We start from the raw sequence: 19,825 nt of genomic DNA, 5'->3' as shown, positions 1-19,825 counted from the left end.
CTGCCAAGGGGACTGCGTAAAGGAGTGAAAGCCGTGTCACAGCAAGAAGGGCGGGGGCGCGACTGGTTATTGTTCCATTTCTCATCGGTGAAGGTGTTCGATGAGCGGACGCTGGTCGCCGCGCCGATGGGGCAGGGAGTCATGCGCAAGATCGATGCCGGGGAGTGGGAGAGCCTTGACGAAGGCTGGCCGGAGGAGACGCATGTGAACCGTCTTCATGTCCAGGGAGGCGAGGTGTACGCATCAACAAGCACTGGCTTGTGGGTGTACCGGCACGACCGCTGGGAAGCGACGCCGCTTGCGATCGGATGCTATCAGTTCCGGAAGCTCGGCAGGCTGTCGATGGCGGCGACAGAGTACGGGATCTGGAGCCAGACCGACGGGGAGTGGCATAAGTCTGCTTACGGAGAATCGATTGTATATGACTTTTTGTATCTGCCTCAATTTATCGTCCTGGCGCTGAATACGGGGATCGCCATCTATGACCGCTTGACCGACAGCTGGATGGACTATGCGCTGGGCGACGCTGTGACCTCTCTGGCTGTTGCAGCCGGCAGAGTCCTCGCAGTAACAGAGAGCGGCAAGCTGCTCCAAAGCAATGGAAGGGGCGGCTTCGAGAGAATCCGGTTCGACCACCTGTTCCTCTTCTCTGTCGTTATGCAGGGCCGCTCCGTGTTCCTCTGCTCCAACCGGGGCTTGTACCGTGTCAGCTGTATCGGCGAGAGACTGATGGTGCGCTCGGTGAAGCTCGGCTGTCCGGTTACCGATATGGATACCGACGGCGACAGCCTATATGTGGCGACGATGTTCGAGGGCGTCCTGCAGCTCGAAGGTTAGGGGCCAGGCGTCTGCTGCCTGCTTCGGCAGGCAGAGGGCTGCCTTTGGCATATCCGCATACACGGAACCACGGTCCGTAAGGTGCTGCCAACCCCCGCTCTGTCGCAATTAGGTTCTACTGAGTCCGATCCAGCGGAAGCGATTGGCCATTCTCCGGAATGAAACTTGCGACACCGCATCCTTACAAAGCTAGTTTTGCTTTGCAAAACGTTTAGGCGGAGCCGTTTCACCTTGTATGGCTGGTTGAACGAATTAAAGGGGAGCGCCTCTAAAACTTATTGATAATGATTATCATTACCTCCACCGATTTAGTCGTGTTGGCATTCCGTTCTAAAATGCGCATCGGCGCATATAAATATAATTCGGAGGTTGAAGCACATGGCAGACGTTATCATCATCTACGCAAGCATGACAGGCAATACAGAGGAGATGGCTGAAGCGATCGCAGAAGGCGTGCGTGCCGGAGGCGGCGAACCGTTGGTCAAATCGGTTATGGATGCCTCAGCGGTCGATCTAGCGAGTTACCGGGGGATCATCCTCGGCGCCTATACGTGGGGAGACGGCGAGCTCCCGGACGAGTTTTTGGATTTCTATGAGGAGATGGACGAGGTGCGGCTGGACGGATGCCGTTGTGCGGTGTTCGGTTCCGCAGATTCTTCCTATCCTGAGTTTGGCGCGGCGGTCGATCTATTGGCTGCGAAGCTGCAGCAATGCGGCGCAGCTCTAGTGCAGGAGGGACTAAAGATCGAGCTGAGCCCCAGCAGTCAGGAGAAGCAGGATTGTGTCGCGTATGGCAAGCGTTTTGCGGCACAACTGGCCGCTGAGACTGCTATACAGGGTTAGACTTGTATGTAATCTGTATGAGGAGGGATCATCATGGGTGTGCTGTATGAGATTATCCGGCGGGCCGCGAAGGGCTCGGATACCAGTGGCCGGGGATCAGAGCGGACGATCGCGGGAGGCGTGGCCGAGGAGTTGCTGCGGCTGAGCAACCGTAAAGCCGACCAAGAGCTTCTTCAGCAGTATGGACGGGAGTCCCGGAGGCTGCCGCTGCGGCATAAGCCTGATCTGTAGCCGGTGCCTCGCATACGTTCAGGCCACCGGAGGCAGCATCGGCCGTGACCAGGCCAGGCCTGCTGTCGCTTGCCTGCTGCCGTACCCGCGCGCTGGGAGCTGCGCGCGAGAAGAGAACAGCCCCGAAGGCAGAGCAGCCCAGCCGGCTCGGGGCTGCCTTGCGCCCGATTAAAGGTCAGCCAGCTTGCCCTGGCTGGCCTTTTTGCGTGCGTTTCGCGGGCGGTAGGCGCTCGCAGCCGCCCAGGCCGGCTAAGGCTGGCCGCATGCTCTCCGCGATCAGACGGATCTGTGGTAAAATGTCGTTAGTAGAGGAGGGAATGGCATGATCAAGCTGCTGATCGTGGACGACCATGCCGTAGTCAGATCAGGATTGCGCATGCTGCTGCATGGCCGTCATGAGATCGAGGTCGTCGGCGAAGCGGGCAACGGCGAAGAGGCGGTTACCCAAGCCGAAGCGCTCGTACCCGACGTCGTATTGATGGATCTCAGCATGCCCGGCATGGACGGGATGACGGCGGTGGGCGAGTTGCGGCGGCGGATGCCGGAGCTCGGCATCCTCGTGCTGACCATGCATGATGACGACGAATATCTCTTCCGGGCGATCCATCAGGGTGCGTCCGGCTACATCCTGAAGAACGCGCCGCATGAGGAACTGCTAGCCGCGATCCGGCTGGTCGCCGAGGGTAACGCTTATCTGTATCCGACCGCAACCAAGCGGCTCATGAGCGAATATATCCAGCAGGCGTCCCAGCCGCCGACGGGCGATGCGCGATGACGGCGTCTATGCCAAGCTGTCGGAGCGCGAGAAAGAGATCCTGGCATGGACGGCCAGAGGCTATGCCAACAAAGAGATTGCGGAGCATCTGATCATCAGCGTGAAGACGGTGGAAGCCCACAAGAGCAATCTGATGGAGAAGCTGGGGCTGAAGAGCAGACCCGAGCTGATCAAGTTCGCGATGAAGAGGGGGCTGCTGGATTATGACTGAGGGCAATCAGGCGTCAGGCCTGGAGAAGATGACTGCCGGCGAACTGGCCCAGGGGGTGGAAGCCTTGATGCGCCGTCTGGAGGAGGGACTGGACGATGCATCAGTACGCGCCGAACTGCAGCAGGCGCTCAAGCAGCTGGCGGATGTGAAGTTCGCCTTGGATGAATCGTCGATCGTGGCGATAACCGATGCCAAGGGCAAGATCCTGTACGTCAACGACAAGTTCTGCGAGATCTCCCAATACAGCCGTGACGAGCTGATCGGCCGCGATCACCGGATCATCAACTCCGGTTATCATGACAAAGCATTCATGCGGACGCTGTGGCAGACGATCCAGTCGGGCAAAGTATGGCGGGGAGAGGTCAAAAACAAAGCGCGCGACGGCTCTTTCTACTGGATGAATACGACGATCGTGCCGTTCGTGGACGATCAGGGCAAGCCATACCAGTATCTGGCGATCCGCAATGAGGTGACCCGGCTCAAGGAGACGGAGGACGAACTGAAGCAGATGATGGTGAAGGTGATGCATATCCAGGAGGAGGAGCGACGGCGTTTCTCCAGGGAGCTGCATGACGGGATCGGCCAAAGCCTGTTCTCGCTGCAGATCGAGATCGACCGGCTGATCCTGGACAGGCAGCTGCCGGAGCTGAAGCCGCTGCGTACGGAGGTGTCGCGGATGATCGAGGACATCCGGGGGCTCGCGTGGGAGCTGCGCCCTTCGGTGCTTGACGATCTCGGCGTCGTGCCGGCGATCCGCACCTACCTGGCGAACTTTAGCGGCCACTTTGGCATCCAGGTCGCCTTCGAGTGCAACCTGCGCTCGCGTCTGTCACACGGTAGTGAGACCGCAGTGTACCGGATCATCCAGGAAGCGCTGATCAATATTGCCCGCTACGCGGGAGTGACCGAGGCCCAGCTGAGCATCAGAGAGGATGCCGGGCAGGTACGGGTGACGATCTCCGACCGCGGCGCCGGCTTCACCCGAAGCGCGGGCGGGCGCGGCGTCGGGCTGTTCAGCATGGAGGAGCGCGCCCGGGCGATTGGCGCGAGGCTCTCGATCCAGTCGGCGCCGGGTGAAGGCACACGAATAAGTCTGACGATCGACAAAGAAAATCAGGACATGGGGGAAGGTCAATGAACGGTTGGCGAACAGGAGCAGCAATCACGATGTGTACTGTCATGCTGGGAGGCGTCTGGCAAGGGGCGGCGCCGGTCGGCGCCATATATGCGCAGGAGGCCTCTGAGCCGGGAGCAGACGCGGCCTATGGCGTCCAGCGTGAGCAGATCGCGGATCTGGGCGATTGGTCATACATGGAGATCACAGGCGTATCGCTTCAAGGGACGTTGTTCTACCAGGGTACGCGGGACGGTCTCCGGGGGGCATACGGTGCTGCCGGGAACGGAATAAGCTGGACCGCAGAGCAGAGGCAAGGCAACTATGTCGTGGTCGGCGAAGGCAGTCAGGGCGTCGTGTATGCGTATGAATACACGGACAACGGTTTTGAGGTGTTCGCTTATTCGCCTACCGGCGAAAGCCGCCGGATCGAGCACCGCCCGGGGATGGTGAACGGGCATGTCCGCCTGCTCCCGGACGAACGGCTGATGGTGGAATACTACACCGAGAAGGGCCGGCACGAGATTCGCTTGATCGATCGTAACGGCACTTTGATCTGGGAGCGGACTTTCAAAGGGCTGCTGAACATACAATTTGCACACGGAAGATTCTACGTCGTGGACACGGAATATGGCCTGCTCGCGCTCGATGGGCAGGGCAGTGTCGTGTGGCGGCATAGCGGCCGGATCGAAACGGACATGTTGCTGACTCCGGATACGTTCAGTGATACGGTCTACCTGCAGCAGCCGGAGCCTTACGCTACGCGTGTGCACGCGTTGGACGGCGCAACAGGCACCGCTCGCTGGGAACGACAGATGGTCGCTTATAACTGGCTGTTGGAAGTCGAAGACGGTTTGCAGCTCGTCGACAAGTCTTCGGGCGATCTGTATCGCTTCGATCGCAATGGCGATTATCAATGGGCTTCCCTGTTTTACCTCGGCAAGCCACTGACAGGCATCGATTATTATACGGGCGTAGTCATGGCAAGCGACCAGGGCGAGGTGATCTATCAGCCTCTGGATGAGACGGGCGGTCCAGTGGCTTACCGGCTCGATATGGAGACCGGCCGTTATCTGGGCGAGTCCGCGGTGCCGCAACTGACGGGTTCGCAGGGCTTCAGCCAGTTCACGCCAGAGGGAATCTACCATTGGGAGCAGGAGTCGGGACAGCTCAGAGTCGTCGGTTACGACGATACCGAGTTAACGGCAGCCGACGTTCCGGGCTGGCCTATCCGCACCGCACCAGGCGTGTTATACTACGCCGATGGCGGCAAGCTGTACCGGCTAAGCATCAGCGGCCTGGCAGAGTAGACAACAGTAACCGGCTTGAGCCACGAGTGAAGGGACAGGATATACCATGAATGTAATGTCAGTAGAGAACCTCAGTAAAAGCTACGGCGAGAAGCAATTGTTCGCTGACGTGTCATTTGGTCTTGATGAAGGCGACAAAGTCGGCATCATCGGCGTTAACGGAACCGGCAAATCGACCTTGCTCAAGGTCATCGCCGGCCTGGATCAACCCGACAGCGGGCGGGTCGTATTCGGCAGCAGCATCCGCGTACAGATGCTGGAGCAGAATCCGGCTTTTGACCCCGAGATGACCGTGCGGGAGCATCTGTTCCAGGGAGACAGCCCGGAGCTGCGGGCGCTGCGGGCGTATCACGAAGCGATGGCTGCGCTGGAGCTGAAGCCGGAGGATACGGGGCTGCAAGAGCGGATGGTCGCAGCGAGTCAGCAGATCGATGCGCTGCAGGCCTGGGAGCTGGAGAGCGAAGGTCGGTCCGCCCTGACCCGGCTCGGGATCACGCAGTTCGATGCCCGGCTGGGCACGCTCTCCGGCGGCCAGCGCAAGCGGGTGGCGATGGCGGCGGCGCTCATCCAGCCCTCGGATGTGCTGATCCTGGACGAGCCCACCAACCACATCGACAACGAGTCGGTGGCCTGGCTGGAGACGATGCTGCAGAAGCGCAAGGGCGCGCTGCTCATGATCACGCATGACCGCTATTTCCTGGATCGGGTCAGCAACCGGATCCTCGAGCTCGATCGCGGCCGGGCGTACTTCTACACCGCCAACTACAGCCGCTTCGTCGAGCTCAAGCTCGAGCGCGAGGAGCGCGAGGCGGCAACCGAGGCCAAGCGGCAGAATCTGCTGCGTAATGAGCTGGCCTGGATCCGCCGCGGCGCCCAGGCCCGCTCAACCAAGCAGAAGGCCCGGATCGAGCGGTTCGAGGAGCTGCAAGCGGCAGGCCCAGGCAGGTCTCAGGGCAAGCTGGACGTGTCCGTCGCCTCGGCGCGGCTGGGCAAGAAGATCGTCGAGATCGAGCATGCGGCCAAGGGCTATGGCGACCGCCGGCTGATCGAGGACTTCAGCTTCATCGCGGTGCCGGAGGACCGGGTCGGCATCGTCGGCCGCAACGGTACGGGCAAGTCGACGCTGCTGAAGCTGATCGCCGGCGAGCTGGAGCCCGACGCCGGCAAGGTAGAGCTCGGTCCTACGGTGAAGCTGGGCTGGTTCACGCAGGAGCATGAAGCGATGGATGAGCAGCTGCGCGTCATCGAGTACATCCGCGAGGCGGCTGATCAGGTACGCACCGGAGACGGCACGACGATCTCGGCTTCGCAGATGCTGGAGCGTTTTCTATTCGACTCGACTATGCAGTGGACTCCCATCGCCAAGCTCTCGGGCGGCGAGAAGCGGCGCCTGCAGCTGCTCCGCATCCTGATGACCGCGCCCAACGTGCTGCTGCTGGACGAGCCGACCAATGACCTGGACATCGCGACGCTCACCGTACTGGAGGATTATCTGGACGAATTCCCCGGCGTGGTCTTCGTCGTCTCCCATGACCGCTATTTCCTCGACCGCACGACGCTGCGCATCCTGGCTCTGGAGGGCGACGGCCGGGTGGTGGAGTCAGTGGGCAATTACTCGGACTACGTAAGGCAGACCGAGCGTACCGGCAGTGGATCGTCTGGCAAGGGTTCGTCCGGCAGCACGGCTGCCGCTGCGCCTGCAGCGCCGGCCGCAGGGCAGGCGCCGGCGCGCACGGGAGAGCGGGGGCGTGCGCTCAAGATGAGCTACAACGAGCAGAAGGAATATGAGGTGATCGACGACCGGGTCGCGGCGGCCGAGCAGACACTGGAGCGCATCCAGACGCAGATGGAGCAGTCGGCGAGTGATTCAGCCAGGCTGCAGGAGCTGATGCAGGAGCAGCAGGCGGCCGAGGCGGAGCTCGAAGAGCTGATGGACCGCTGGACGTACCTGAGCGAGCTGGCGGAGAAGATCGCGGCGCAGAAGCAGGGGTAGCCTTACTGCCTACGGCAGGCGTTATGTTCTCAACTTTCGCAGCTCTAAATCACCGATTAGGCCTTGCATCGTGCGCTCCCAGAGCATAGATTTCAGTGTATTGACAGAAATCCAACTTTTTGTTTGGTAAAATGGAATTTGTCAGGAATGTTTCGAGGAATTCAATGCGGTTACTGAGTATCCACATTTCGGGTGATACGATATTGGAAGTGGCTGGATATCATGCAGATACAATATATGCTAGACTGCAGGCCAGTTTTAAGAGAGTCAATACTTGCTGTCAACTTGATGGATGAACCATCCGCTGCCACAATTCGTTGTGGTTTTTTCTTTTTTAGAGCAAATCTTATGATGGGCTTACCGGACACAGTGGAATAAAGGTAACCATACGGGGCTTGGCGAATGAAGCTGACACCAACCGCAAAGTAAATTAAAACAATGCAAAAGGCTTTTTACTGGTATAACCTCTAAAAATAATATTTACAGGTTATAACAAAGATGGTATATTGACATTATAACTGGTAAAACGAAAATAATCAGGTTATATAAGAAGAGGAGGGCTATAGGTGAACATTCAAAAATTGCCTTGGGCAGGCATCCGTATCGAGGCAGGCGACATCGCGATTGTCATCGACCCAATTACTCGCATTCTCGAGGAGTTTGGGGGTGCTCGTGAGCCGATGTATCCGATCAACTATTTCGGCAAAGCTGATGCCGTATTGATTACGCATCTGCATGAGGATCATTTTGATCCGGCTGCGATTATTGAGGCATACGGAGCTGCGATCCCGGTCTATGTGCCAGCCGGATTGGAAGATGCCGCTCAGGCCGCAGGGTTGACGAACGTAAACGGCGCAGCAGTTTACGCATCTTTCGAGCTAGGTAGAGATGTGAAGGCGACCGCATTACCATCCGTAGATGGTCTCGGCGACATCCAAGTTGCTTGGTTCGTCGAAGGAGCAGGACGTAAAGTTATTCATTGCGGGGATACACTCTGGCACGGTTACTGGTGGAGCTTTGCTCAAAATTACGGGCCGTTCGATGCGGCATTTTTACCGGTCAATGGTGCAGTGCTTGAATTGCCTGCGATGATGCCCAGCGGGCAGCCCATCTGCCTGACACCGGAGCAGGCCGTTGCGGCAGCCGCAGTTCTCGGTACCAAAATGCTTGTGCCTATTCACTATGGAACTATGCAATATCCGCCTATCTATAACGAAACCCCGAATATTGCAGCCCGCTTGGCTGCAGCTTCGGAAGGTAAAGTGAATATCAACATGATAAAAACAACAAAAATAATAGCATTGTAATTTGTTGACGGCAGCGTACAAAACCAGTTACAGAGGAGCATCATTCATGGAACAGAAGGTATTTACACTTGGCGGTGCAGTATGGATCAATCTGGCCAATACGTTCGTGATGCAGGACAATCACAAAGTCGATGTTCTTGAAGAGCCGAATCACGTGCTACAGTGGCTTGAGGGCAATGGCCTGCTCATAGGTGAACTTCCGGAAGATCCGGAAATGGTCTCTATTCACGACACGCTGGTACGCCTCAGGTACATTTGCATAGATGCGATCTCCGATCTGCTCCGGGAAGGACGCTTGTCCGAGCGCACCTTTACCAGACTCGAGAAGAAGTCCGGCGAACTCGTTCTCGATGTTCGGATGGTGCGGCAGGATGGTGTTCCTCATTTGAGCCACGTAGGACGGAGCTTGATGGACCGGGTCAGTTACGCGGTATTGCATTCTCTGGTAGAAACGGTTGCTCAATATCCGCCGGAACGGATACGCAAGTGTGAGCACGATTCCTGCATCCTTCATTTCGTGGATACATCCAAAAGCGGTAAACGCCGCTGGTGCAGCATGGACCTTTGCGGTAATCGCCAGAAGGCGGCCGATTTTTATGCCAGAAAAAAAGAACGGTCGGGGAGTTGAACGGCGTGAATACAAGAGTAGAGGCTCCATCTTTGTCTCCTCGCCATCGGCATCGGATCCGCCATATTCCATCAGGAATCTTCAAGAGTCGCCTATTTGGCTGCCGGCTCTAACCGGGGGTTGGCACAGTCCATTTTTCAAGTCGGAGGCAACATTGGCCATTCGCTCGGTCCAATCATGACGGCCGTTCTCTTCTTCCATGTCGGCCAAGGCGGCGTGCTGTGGCTTGCGATCGCGGCGGTTGTAGCCATTGCGATCCAAATATACGTAGCGAAATGGTATGGTGGGACGCATTTATCTGATCCAAGACTACGGTGTCGGTATCAGTCAATCACAATGGTATCTGTTCGCTTTCCTTGCCGCTGCCGCTGTCGGAACTGGCTGCCGAAGATGAACAATTGAGGTGAACGAGATGACATCCCATAATAAGGATATCGCCGTGATCGGCGGGGGACTTGCCCAAACCGTTAAGTTAAATGAAGCGCTATTCAACCTAGGTCCCCATGCTATGTACGAGGGAGGAGCAGCACATCGGCCAAATCGATACCGAATCGATCCGGGGATGATGCCAGGACGAGTCTCGTCGCTCTCCCGCGATTACTCGCCTAGGCTACGCTTCGTCTGGAAATATGTACTGCCGGCACTGCGTCCATTCCACCCCGGCGTTCGCAGCACCAGGCAGTCAGGAGCGCATCTGGCCCATCTCCTCTTCAGTCCGCGAGTCGCAAGCGGCTCGTATTGGGACGGGAAGCGCCAGATCCCTTCATCGGATGAGTCTTATGACCGCAGCCGCGCCGAGGAGCTCTGGTACTGGAGCTCGGGCCGATTCGGACTACACTCTGAGATTTGACGCCGCCCATCCGGTAGTGCGATAATGCAGGCACAAGACGGCTGTTGGGACAACAAGCAATCTGTACTTCAATGAGGACGGTCACAAGGAGGCGAATCAAAACATGAAGGTGCTCGTAACGCGGCGGCTGCCGGAGCGGGTGATGGCGTATCTGGAAGAGCGGGCGGATGTGACCTGTGCAGCGGAGGACCGGGGACTGACGCGCGAGGAACTGATCGCCGGGCTCCAAGGCAAGGATGCGCTGCTGTGCCTGCTGACAGACAAGATCGACGCAGAGGTGATGGACGCCAATCCTTATCTCAGGGTCATTGCCAACTACGCAGTTGGGTATAACAATATCGATATCGAAGCGGCGACGGCCAGAGGGATCACGGTAACCAACACGCCGGATGTCTTGACGGCAGCTACGGCGGATATGGCGTGGGCGCTGCTGATGGCAGTCTCGCGCAGAATTGTAGAGGGCGATACGCTTGTCCGTTCGGGCGGCTGGACCGGCTGGGCGCCGCTGCAGCTGATCGGCGGCGACGTCACGGGGGCGACGCTGGGTCTGGTCGGTCTGGGCCGGATCGGCCGGGCGATGATGCGGCGGGCACAGGGCTTTGATATGGACATCCTCTACTGGAACCGCACCCGCCTGGCGGCAGAAGAGGAGGCGGAGCTGGGTATCCGATATGGCACGCTGGAGGAGGTGATGCGGACGGCTGACTATGTATCGATTCATGTCGCCTATACGGAGCAGACGCATCATCTCATCGGCGAACGGGAGCTGCGGTCGATGAAGCCGGGTGCCTACCTGATCAATACCGCGAGAGGCGCCCATATCGATGAGGCCGCTTTGGTCCGGGCGCTGCGGGAAGGCTGGATCGCAGGTGCAGGACTGGATGTCTACGAGCGGGAACCCGAGCTGGCCTCAGGTCTGACGAAGCTGGAGAATGTCGTGCTGGCTCCGCATCTGGGCAGCGCGACGCTGCAGACGCGGGAGGAGATGGGGATGATGGCGGTTCGCAGCATCCTGGCTGTGATGGATGAAGAGCGGCCCGATCATGTCGTCAATACCGGATTGTACGAGCAGTAGCAGGGCCGCTGTGATCATACGCCTTCATACATCAGGCGCGAGGCTGGCTGGCGAGCGGTAATCCCGCCTTAATCCTTGATCAGCTTGAGATGAAACTGCCGGGTCCGCGGGCCGTCGAATTCGCAGAAGTAGATACCCTGCCACTGGCCGAGCAGGAGCTGTCCCTCGCTGATGATGACGGTTTGGGAGGTGCCGGTAGTCATCGCTTTGAGATGAGAGGCCGTGTTGCCCTCGGCATGTCGATACTTGGGATGCTCCCACGGATAGACCTCATCGAGGCGCATCAGCACGTCGAGCTTGACGTCGGGATCGGCATTTTCCTGGATCGTAATACCTGCGGTCGTGTGCGGCGAATAGATGACAGCCAGGCCGTCTCTGATCCCCTCTTGGCGGATTAGGGCGGTGATCTGGCGCGTAATATCGATCATCTCGTCGCGTCGTGACGTTCGGAGAGATTGGGTTAGCAGCATCGGATCAGGCTCCTCTCTGGACTAGTAGTATTGTTCTCTTAAAGTGTGGCATGGCCGATAGGGGAAGTCAACTATGCTCCTGCAGTCCGCCGGTACGTGATAGAAGCAGGCTTATCGCGGGTAATCTAAAGTAAATACGACTAGAAGGAGTGCTGGCGATATGAGAGCGGATGTGATCACAGTCAAAGGGATGTCGTGCGAGCATTGTGTAAAAGCGGTCGAGGATGCGCTCGCACCACTAGGGGCCAAAGGCGAAGTGGACCTGGGCGCAGGGACCGTCAAGGTGACGTACAACGAATCCAGCGTCTCCATCGAAACGATCCGGGAAGCGATTGAGGAGCAAGGGTACGAGACGAACGCATAACATACCGGTCCCAGTGGTTAATCTTGTCCTCCAACCGGTTGAACGGAGCCTGGCCGGGCTTGTGTCAACCGGTTTTTTTGTTGTTCAGGAAAATGGCCCGCGAGAGTACAGAGCAGGAATGAGGGAGAATTGTGTGTTCTTGTACATACAAGTTGCAGATGTGCTATACTACTTTCATAAAATTAACGGATAATCGAGGTGTCCGCGTGAACGAGCAGCATCCGCCCAAGTACAAAAGACTGAAGCTGGAGATCCTGTCCTGGATTGCCGACGAGCTGTTCAAGCCGCATGAGAAGCTGCCTTCGGAGAACGAGATCGCCAAGCGGTTCGATATGAGCCGCCAGACCGTGCGTCAGACGCTGGGGGAGCTGGAGCGGGAGGGCTGGCTCTACCGCCGCCAGGGCAAGGGCACCTTCATCGCGGGCGCTCCCGAGCAGGTGCGCCCGGACGTGTCGGAGGGCATGAAGATCGGCATGATTACAACGTATATCTCCGACTATATCTTCCCGACGATCGTCCGCGGGGTCGAATCGGCGCTGCGCGCCCGGGGGGCGAGGCTGCTGCTGGCGAGCACGGACAATGAGAAGAACAAGGAGCGCGACAGCCTCGAGTCGATGCTGCGGGAGCCCCTCAGCGGACTGATCATCGAGCCGACGAGGAGCGCTGAAGGCAATCCGAACTTCCCTTATTTCCTGGCCTTGGAGTCTCAGAATATACCGTACGTCATGATCAATGAAAGGTACGCCGACGTCGATGCGCCGTGCCTCAGGGTAGACGACGAAGCGGGCGGCTGTCTGGCAACGGAGCATCTGATCGGGCTGGGCCACGAGCGGATCGTCGGTTTGTTCAAGATCGACGACTATCAAGGCGTGCACCGGATGCGCGGCTTCCGCCGGGCTCACCGCGAGCACGGGCTGCCGCTGGCGCCGGAGCATCTGATCCGATACACGACCGAAGAAAAGGAGGGGCTCCCTGCAGAGGCGCTGGCCGCCTTGCTGGCAGCGGAGCCGGGACAGCGGCCGACGGCGATCGTCTGCTACAATGACCAGCTGGCAGTCCGGCTGCTGGATGTCATCCGGGGGCAGGGGTTGACCGTGCCGATGGATCTGTCCATCGTCGGTTTCGACGATTCGACTCTGGCGACGGCAACTGAAGTCAAGCTGACGAGCATTGCTCATCCCAAGACGAAGATGGGAGAAGATGCCGTGCAGCTGCTGATGGGGCTGATCGAAGAGCGGGGAGCGCGCCTGCCGGGGGAAGACCGTGTCTATGCTCCGCAACTGATAATCCGGCAATCTACACGACGGCGAGGATAGAAACTTTTGCGTGACACACTTGTACGTACAACCTATAATGAACATTAGGCAGTCAATCAAGGAAGGGGCTGGAGGACAACATGTTGGAATCACTGAAACAATTGGTATGGGAAGCGAATATGGACCTGCCCAAGTACGGGCTGGTCACCTTTACCTGGGGCAATGTAAGCGGGATTGACCGGGACAGCGGGCTGGTCGTTATCAAGCCGAGCGGCGTGCCGTATGAAGAGCTGCGGCCGGAGCAGATGGTCGTGGTCGATCTGGACGGCAAGGTCGTCGAAGGGAGCTACAAGCCTTCGTCCGATACGGCTACCCATGTGCTGTTGTACAAAGAGTTTGCCGGTATCGGCGGGATCGTGCATACGCACTCGCCATGGGCGACCAGCTTTGCCCAGGCGGGCCGCGCGTTGCCTGCACTGGGAACGACCCATGGCGACTACTTTTATGGCGAGGTGCCCTGCACGCGTCCGATGACCGAAGCGGAGATCAAGGGAGCGTATGAGCTGGAGACGGGCCGCGTCATCGTCGAGACCTTCGTCTCGCGGGGCATCGATCCGATGCAGGTGCCGTCCGTATTGGTGAACAGTCATGCGCCGTTCTGCTGGGGTAAGGACGCGCACAATGCAGTCCATAATGCCGTCGTGCTGGAGGAATGCTCCAGGATGGCCGTTCATACCTTTGCGCTCAATCCGTCGGTGGCGCCGATGGACCAGCATCTGCTCGACCGCCACTATCTGCGCAAGCACGGGGCGAACGCCTACTACGGCCAGTCGAGATCTCCAGGCAGCGAAGATGGCGGCCATTAATCTTCAGCAAGTCCGCAATGGTTTTCTATCGGCACAGCATATCCGGCTGTGCCTTGTTTTTTTTGCGGATATTGTAAAAAGTTTCTTCCGCTTGGGAAGCTAAAGGGGTGCCTGGGGACAAATCGTTGAAATGACAACGCTTTTCAACTATACTTTTTGGTAGAAGTTCCTAATCTAACTACATCTGGAGAGCCTGCGCTATGGACAAAAGCAGAAGAAAAGAGCCCTTCCGGTATATCTTCCATACCCCGGAGGCGTGTACCTTTCAGATCAATCGGATCAATAATCAACCGGTAGACAGCAAGCGAGCGCAAGCGGAGATCATCAATCTGAGCCGCTCCGGCTGCAATATGGTGAGTGCGCTCAATCTCGGCACGGCCGAGCATGCAGTGGGACTGGTGCTCTATGCCCAGTTTAATGAAGAACCTTGGGAGCTGCATGGCGTGATCCGCTGGCAGACGCTGAAGGACGGGCTGTATTGCTACGGCATTCAGTTCGAGACCGGCGACGGCTTCCGGGAGCGCATGAACATCGAGCTGCGGCAATTGGCCGCTACCAACCGGATCATCGCCCAATAAATCAAGTGAGGTTACAGCATGAAGCATCTGCAACACGGGATCGGCGTCCTGATGCTCTGTCTGCTGGTTGCCGCATCCGGGTGCTCGGGTGAACAAGCGGCGGAAGACGGCAGGCTCACAGGCGCCGTGACAGAGAAGAAAGGCTCGGTCTTGACCTTGATCGATGTCCCTGAGGAGGGCAATTATACGACGACTTATCTGACCGTCCCGGAGAGCACGGCCGAGCAGATCGATATCGGCAGCTACGTGAGTTATCTATCGGATGATTACGATGGCGCGGAGCCGGCCTACGGGACGTCAGCGGATATCCGGGTGACGGGTTATCATCTGTCAACCTGGGCCCGCAACGATCAGCGGGTGGACGAAGTCATCGTCCGGGACACTGCAGACGGCCGGGAGGCAGGTACGGATACGAGGCGTGGCGTCACCCAGTTCACGAACATCCTCGACGATGTCGCGGAGAAAGTGCCGGAGTCCGGCCAGGAGCAGGCCGGCCCTTACATCTTCATCATGGAAGACGACCAGGATCGTGAGATCCTGTCCTTCTACATGGATGCCGACGGTCGTCTCGTCTCGGATCGGGGCATCATGCTCCCTGAGTCGGGTCAGGCTGTGGCAGACAAGCTGATGAGCTGGGCAGAAGAGCAGCTTGCTCAGGCGGACTGAGAGACGCCGACGGCGGCCGGTCAGTAGACGGCTGGAGGAGGCGGTACAGCAAGAGATACAGATTACAGAAATGGAGGCTTGTCATGGCACAATCACGGAGTCACGAGCAGTGGATGTCGGAGGTCGCGCGCACACGGGTGCCGGAGGGGATGGCGGCAGTATGGTTCCTGGGTCAAGAGAGCGTTATCCTCAAGGGCAAGGAGACGGTCATCTATATCGATCCGTTTATCTCGGGGACGCTGTCGGAGATCCGCACCTTTGCCCCGCCATTTCCGCCGGAGGCGATCGACACGATCGATGTCTGTCTGATCACGCATGAGCACATCGACCATCTCGATCCCGAGACGGTCCGCGTCCTGGCGCGGACGCAGCCGGGTACGCGTTATGTAGCCCCCGCCTGCTGCAGAGAGCTGCTGACGGACTGCGGCGTACAGCCAGAGCGGATCACCGACGCGATGGCCGGAGAATGGCTTGATATCGGTTCCGCCGAAGACCCGATCCGGCTGTTGCCGGTGTCTGCAGCGCATGAGGTGCTCGAACGCAATGAGCAAGGTTATGACCGCTATGTCGGTTATGTGCTGCAGATGAATGGACTTACGATCTACCATGCCGGTGATACGGTGATCTACGACGGACTGGCGGAGACGCTGCGGGAGCAGCGGATCGACCTGGGGCTGCTGCCGATCAATGGCGGCGACTATTATCGCCGGAGTCAGCACATCGTAGGCAACATGGACTACCGCGAAGCGGCAGAGCTGGCTGTTGCGGCGGAGATCGAGACCGTGGTGCCGTTGCATTATGATATGTTCGCAGGCAACAGCGAGAAGCCCGGCCATTTTGTGCAGTATTTGTACGAGCAGTATCCCGAGCAGAAGTGCCATGTGATGGCCCGCTTTGAGCGGTATTTGTACGCATCGGACAAAGCATTTTTGTAACTCAAGCGCCCGTAGAGGGCAATGTCATTCATGTTATGATATTGCCCTCTACGGGCGTGTTTTATTTGTGCTGGAGCAAGGCTTATAGCTTACCTCATCCTGATTTCGGCGCGTTGCTCGGCTGCGGTCGGATCCGACTGCCGTTTGGCAGTTATTGCGGTAGCATTTTGGGTTGGGGGCAACTATGGCGGGGTTATAGTTCAGCTCTTGCTGCTGTTGGAGCGCTGACGGTGACGCTTCGTTGCCAAGGCACTACACAAAGGAGCCCCTCCACAATAGGGAGGGGCTGGCTTATACGGCTACACGTAGAACAGTTCAAGGCCGACAGCATCGCCAGGCTGCAAGGGCAGATAGATCTGGCTGACCGGGAGCGGCCGGCCATTCAGACGCAGTGTATAGCGAACGTTGCTGGAGATGTAGATGCCGCTCACGGCGACGATCTGCCCGCTAAACGAGATCTGAACCACCCCCGTCTCCAGCAGGGCCTGATACACCGTGAGGCCTGGGCGGTAACGAATGTAATACGGCTGTGTGATCTGCGGGAAGGAGCGCCCGCCATTGATCACCACGGTGACGTTGCGCTGCTGGCCCGGGATTGGTATCGGCAGCGGGATCGGCAGTGGGATGGGCAACGGAAACGGCGGAAACGGCCCCGGCCCGGGTGGAAACGGCCCCGGCCCGGGTGGAAATGGCCCCGGCCCCGGTCCCGGTGGAAATGGCCCTGGTCCTGGCGGAGGCGGGAACGGTCCCGGCCCAGGTGGCGGCGGGAACGGCCCTGGTCCTGGCGGAAACGGCCCTGGCCCAGGTGGCGGCGGAAACGGTCCGGGTCCAGGACCAGGTCCGGGACCGGGGCCCGGTGGCGGCGGGATCATGCGTGACTGCTCGCCGGAGCACCCGCAGCCGCTTTTTACCGGGAGGCTGGGATAACCGTTGGGAAACTCTGATCTTCGCATCGTGAACACTCCTTTAATTGGAGACAATCTTGGGGATGTCAGCCCTGGGCGGTTGGAATGCAGGTGGATGCCCGCCCATGGGCGGAACTCGATGCAGTATTGTATGCACTGGGCGCTTATCCGGTGTCGCAGTGGTTGTAGATATGCCGGGAGTCCGATAAAATACCATTAGAAGGAATCAAGCCCTCATACAAAGGAGCAGGTAAAACATGCACAACATGACGAAGCTGCTGATGCAGCATAAAATAGTAGCGATTTTCCGCAATATTGAAGAGCAGGCAGCCGATGCGGCGGCCCAGTCCCTGATCGACGGCGGGATCCGATTAATGGAAGTCACGATGAACACGAAGGGCGCGACGGGATTAATCCGGGGATGGCGCGAGCGGTTCGGCGAGAAAGCGGCGATCGGCGCCGGGACAGTGCTCGATGTAGAGATGGCAGAGGAAGCCGTTGATGCCGGGGCGCAGTTCCTCATCTCCCCCAATCTCGACGAAGCGGTAATCGAGTATGGCATCCGGCAGGATGTGCCGGTCTGGCCCGGCGTGATGACGCCGACAGAGATCGTCCGAGCGTGGAAGGCCGGGGCGGAAGCGGTCAAAGTATTCCCGATGGCTTCGCTGGGCTTATCGTATCTCAAGGAAATCCGGGCGCCGCTGAACAACATCCCGATGATTGCTACGGGAGGCGTGGATCTGGATAATATTGGCGCGTTTCTGGAGGCGGGAGCGTGCGGAGTGGGGCTTGGCAGCAAGCTGGTGAGGCAGGATTGGATCGAGAGCGGCGAGTTCGACCGGCTGCGTAAGCAGGCGTCGCGGTTTGTCCAGGCGATACAGGAGCAGGGATAACCCCTTGAACGGGTAGCAGTTGATCCGCTTGAACGTGCAAGTCGCCGTGCGCCATCAACCAGTCGATGGCGCGCGGCACAACCGTTCACAGATGGATTCGGTGTGCGGGGTCTCTCTTGTCGCTCGCAGTGTCGCTCCACGAGAGGACACAGCCCATATACACAAAGACACCTGCGGCACGCAGCCACAGGTGTAAGAGAGAAAATATATAATAAAGGGGGGTCATGTCTAATAGTATAGAGAGACAAGCTGAACCCAACCTGAGTGTAATATTACAATTACATTACAAATCAAGTGAAGCAAATGGAGCGCGTCCAAGTTGGAGGTGCAAATTAATGAGGGGGAAAATTGGATTACAGCGGGCGGTATAAGCTATAATGTACAGAGGCAAGCCCTGTACGTTATGAAGCAAGGGGGTCTTCAATGAAAAAATTCATCTTGCGAAGTGGGATTTTACTTTCGATCGTAGCTGTTTTGCTGGCCTTGGAGTTAAAGTATGAATTTGTCACGGCAGATTCCTCCGCCATCTCCAGCGCTTCTACTTTGGAAGAGACGATCTATCAGCATCTGAGCGGTCAACAATCCGAGTTTACAATCACCTACACCGGAAGCCAGTCCGATCTTTCCGAGCAGATGCCCGGGATCATCCAGGCTGCGATGGCCAAGGATGACTATATAGCGTATATTGTGGATTCCTACCAGTACTCGATCCAGAGCTGGAGCCAGCGGGCCAAGATCAAGATCATGATAGAGTATCGGGAAACGTCAGAGCAGACCGCTTATGTGGATGAGAGGGTAGCCGACATCGTCGCCCAGATCATCCATGACGGGATGAATGCTCACCAGAAGGTTAAGGCCATCAACGATTGGATCGTCCTGAACGTCGCTTACGACGAATCTCTTCAGAGCTATACGGCGTATGAGGCACTGGCTGACGGGCGCGCGGTCTGTCAGGGGTACTCCCTGCTCGCCTACAAGATGCTCGAGGCTGCGGGAATCCCTAACCGAATCGTCGAAGGGACTGTGGATACGGGCAACCATGCCTGGAACATCGTCAATGTCAATGGCTCCTGGTATCATCTGGATGTGACTTGGAACGATCCGGTGCCGGATCAGCCGGGAGAAGTCAGCTACGCTTATTATCTGAAGACGGATCAGGAGATGCGCAAGGACCATACGTGGACACGCAGTTATCCGCCGGCAGTGACTGTGTATGCGGACACGCTGGGCAAGCTGATGCAGCAGGACACAGCGCGCGCAGCATTCTACCTGGAGTTGGAGCGCGAGCTTGGGCTGCACTGGCTGCAGGCCGAGCATGTCGCCGCCGGGGTCAACGACCTGACGGTTCGCATCCGGCAGGCGATCCAGGCAGGGGAGAGTGCCTTCCAGATCCGTTATCTGAATGGGGCAACACTCAAGGCAGATATCGATCAGGCGATGCGAGCTACCGGTCGTGTTGCTTCCTACGAGCTGTCTTACCGGGATTACGGCGATGATGGTTCCGTGCTGTTGGATGCAAAATTCACCCTTCATCGTTAGCCCGCCATGTGGCGCAGACGGCAGAACCCCCGTGTCGAGAGAGACACGGGGGCTTTGACGTTCCTAGAGGGACGCGGCGTCTAATGAGGGGTAAAAAGTTACTTGGATTCGGAAATAGTGGGGCGGCGGCGCGCCGGTCAGCCACCGTGGGCTGATGCAGGCGGCGCCGCCGCTTAAAT

The 19,825-nt window shown here is 58.1% G+C and carries 20 protein-coding genes and 2 pseudogenes; 20 read left to right on the top strand and 2 right to left on the bottom strand.

Translation table 11 applies throughout. The features are described from left to right. The first annotated feature begins 33 nt into the window (after positions 1-33). From ABC336_RS08850 to ABC336_RS08800, 12 genes and pseudogenes are all read left to right on the top strand, one after another. Complete coding sequence (locus ABC336_RS08850; RefSeq protein ID WP_413238311.1) at positions 34-837, top strand: beta propeller repeat protein; 804 nt, start codon at positions 34-36, stop codon at positions 835-837. 378 nt (positions 838-1,215) lie between these two features. Continuing rightward, positions 1,216-1,680 carry a flavodoxin gene (locus tag ABC336_RS08845; protein WP_413238310.1) on the top strand — a complete coding sequence of 155 codons (465 nt, stop codon included), beginning with the start codon at positions 1,216-1,218 and terminating at the stop codon, positions 1,678-1,680. Between the two features lie 33 nt (positions 1,681-1,713). Next, positions 1,714-1,911, top strand: coding sequence for a hypothetical protein (locus ABC336_RS08840; protein WP_413238309.1), 198 nt, complete (start codon positions 1,714-1,716; stop codon positions 1,909-1,911). 322 nt (positions 1,912-2,233) lie between these two features. Beyond that, positions 2,234-2,897, top strand: a pseudogene (locus tag ABC336_RS08835) (response regulator). Continuing rightward, the gene (locus ABC336_RS08830; RefSeq protein WP_413238308.1) at positions 2,890-4,035 is read left to right on the top strand and encodes a PAS domain-containing sensor histidine kinase; all 1,146 of its coding nucleotides are present in this window, start codon (positions 2,890-2,892) and stop codon (positions 4,033-4,035) included. The pseudogene ABC336_RS08835 and the gene ABC336_RS08830 overlap by 8 nt, the downstream one beginning before the upstream one ends. Next, the gene (locus tag ABC336_RS08825) at positions 4,032-5,321 is read left to right on the top strand and encodes an outer membrane protein assembly factor BamB family protein (RefSeq protein WP_413238307.1); all 1,290 of its coding nucleotides are present in this window, start codon (positions 4,032-4,034) and stop codon (positions 5,319-5,321) included. Before ABC336_RS08830 ends, ABC336_RS08825 begins: the two co-directional genes overlap by 4 nt. Before the next feature lie 46 nt (positions 5,322-5,367). Continuing rightward, a complete protein-coding gene (locus ABC336_RS08820) occupies positions 5,368-7,314 on the top strand; it encodes an ABC-F family ATP-binding cassette domain-containing protein (RefSeq protein ID WP_413238306.1) in 1,947 nt (648 codons plus the stop codon). A 566-nt stretch (positions 7,315-7,880) separates the two neighbouring features. Continuing rightward, on the top strand, positions 7,881-8,621 hold the full coding sequence (locus tag ABC336_RS08815; RefSeq protein WP_413238305.1) for an MBL fold metallo-hydrolase: 741 nt from the start codon (positions 7,881-7,883) through the stop codon (positions 8,619-8,621). Between the two features lie 46 nt (positions 8,622-8,667). Then, positions 8,668-9,249 carry a CGNR zinc finger domain-containing protein gene (locus tag ABC336_RS08810; RefSeq protein ID WP_413238304.1) on the top strand — a complete coding sequence of 194 codons (582 nt, stop codon included), beginning with the start codon at positions 8,668-8,670 and terminating at the stop codon, positions 9,247-9,249. 33 nt (positions 9,250-9,282) lie between these two features. After that, a pseudogene (locus tag ABC336_RS31930) lies at positions 9,283-9,409 on the top strand (MFS transporter); the annotation flags it as partial. Positions 9,410-9,661: 252 nt separating this feature from the next. Next, a complete protein-coding gene (locus ABC336_RS08805; RefSeq protein WP_413238303.1) occupies positions 9,662-10,099 on the top strand; it encodes a Rossmann-fold NAD(P)-binding domain-containing protein in 438 nt (145 codons plus the stop codon). 103 nt (positions 10,100-10,202) lie between these two features. Next, positions 10,203-11,174 carry a 2-hydroxyacid dehydrogenase gene (locus ABC336_RS08800; protein ID WP_413238302.1) on the top strand — a complete coding sequence of 324 codons (972 nt, stop codon included), beginning with the start codon at positions 10,203-10,205 and terminating at the stop codon, positions 11,172-11,174. A gap of 68 nt (positions 11,175-11,242) precedes the next feature. On the opposite strand, the gene ABC336_RS08795 is transcribed toward ABC336_RS08800, so the two are convergent. Next, entirely contained in the window at positions 11,243-11,644 is a 402-nt protein-coding gene (locus ABC336_RS08795) for a secondary thiamine-phosphate synthase enzyme YjbQ (RefSeq protein ID WP_413238301.1), read from the bottom strand. Positions 11,645-11,804: 160 nt separating this feature from the next. On the opposite strand from ABC336_RS08795, the gene ABC336_RS08790 reads away from it, so the two are divergent. The 6 genes from ABC336_RS08790 (at position 11,805) to ABC336_RS08765 (ending at position 16,309) form a co-directional block, all read left to right on the top strand. Beyond that, complete coding sequence (locus ABC336_RS08790) at positions 11,805-12,008, top strand: cation transporter (protein ID WP_413238300.1); 204 nt, start codon at positions 11,805-11,807, stop codon at positions 12,006-12,008. 206 nt (positions 12,009-12,214) lie between these two features. After that, the gene (locus ABC336_RS08785; RefSeq protein ID WP_413238299.1) at positions 12,215-13,324 is read left to right on the top strand and encodes a GntR family transcriptional regulator; all 1,110 of its coding nucleotides are present in this window, start codon (positions 12,215-12,217) and stop codon (positions 13,322-13,324) included. Between the two features lie 80 nt (positions 13,325-13,404). After that, positions 13,405-14,130, top strand: a complete 726-nt coding sequence (gene araD, locus ABC336_RS08780; RefSeq protein WP_413238298.1) for an L-ribulose-5-phosphate 4-epimerase — start codon at positions 13,405-13,407, stop codon at positions 14,128-14,130. 200 nt (positions 14,131-14,330) lie between these two features. Further along, positions 14,331-14,708 (top strand): hypothetical protein, encoded by a 378-nt coding sequence (locus ABC336_RS08775; protein WP_413238297.1) that lies wholly within the window; start codon positions 14,331-14,333, stop codon positions 14,706-14,708. 18 nt (positions 14,709-14,726) lie between these two features. After that, the gene (locus ABC336_RS08770) at positions 14,727-15,374 is read left to right on the top strand and encodes a hypothetical protein (RefSeq protein ID WP_413238296.1); all 648 of its coding nucleotides are present in this window, start codon (positions 14,727-14,729) and stop codon (positions 15,372-15,374) included. An 83-nt stretch (positions 15,375-15,457) separates the two neighbouring features. After that, a complete protein-coding gene (locus tag ABC336_RS08765; RefSeq protein ID WP_413238295.1) occupies positions 15,458-16,309 on the top strand; it encodes an MBL fold metallo-hydrolase in 852 nt (283 codons plus the stop codon). A gap of 299 nt (positions 16,310-16,608) precedes the next feature. Here the strand turns inward: ABC336_RS08765 and ABC336_RS08760 are convergent, their stop codons facing one another. Continuing rightward, the gene (locus ABC336_RS08760) at positions 16,609-17,262 is read right to left on the bottom strand and encodes a hypothetical protein (protein ID WP_413238294.1); all 654 of its coding nucleotides are present in this window, start codon (positions 17,260-17,262) and stop codon (positions 16,609-16,611) included. 209 nt (positions 17,263-17,471) lie between these two features. On the opposite strand from ABC336_RS08760, the gene ABC336_RS08755 reads away from it, so the two are divergent. Then, positions 17,472-18,107 (top strand): bifunctional 4-hydroxy-2-oxoglutarate aldolase/2-dehydro-3-deoxy-phosphogluconate aldolase, encoded by a 636-nt coding sequence (locus ABC336_RS08755; RefSeq protein WP_413238293.1) that lies wholly within the window; start codon positions 17,472-17,474, stop codon positions 18,105-18,107. Positions 18,108-18,530: 423 nt separating this feature from the next. Next, a complete protein-coding gene (locus ABC336_RS08750) occupies positions 18,531-19,646 on the top strand; it encodes a transglutaminase domain-containing protein (RefSeq protein ID WP_413238292.1) in 1,116 nt (371 codons plus the stop codon). Positions 19,647-19,825: the final 179 nt, after the last annotated feature.

Origin of the sequence: Paenibacillus jepli (genome assembly GCF_047238105.1) — a bacterium.
Lineage (GTDB): Bacteria > Bacillota > Bacilli > Paenibacillales > Paenibacillaceae > Paenibacillus_D.
Note: the sequence above shows the minus strand (reverse complement) of the source record. Positions and strands in the feature narration are given on the sequence as shown.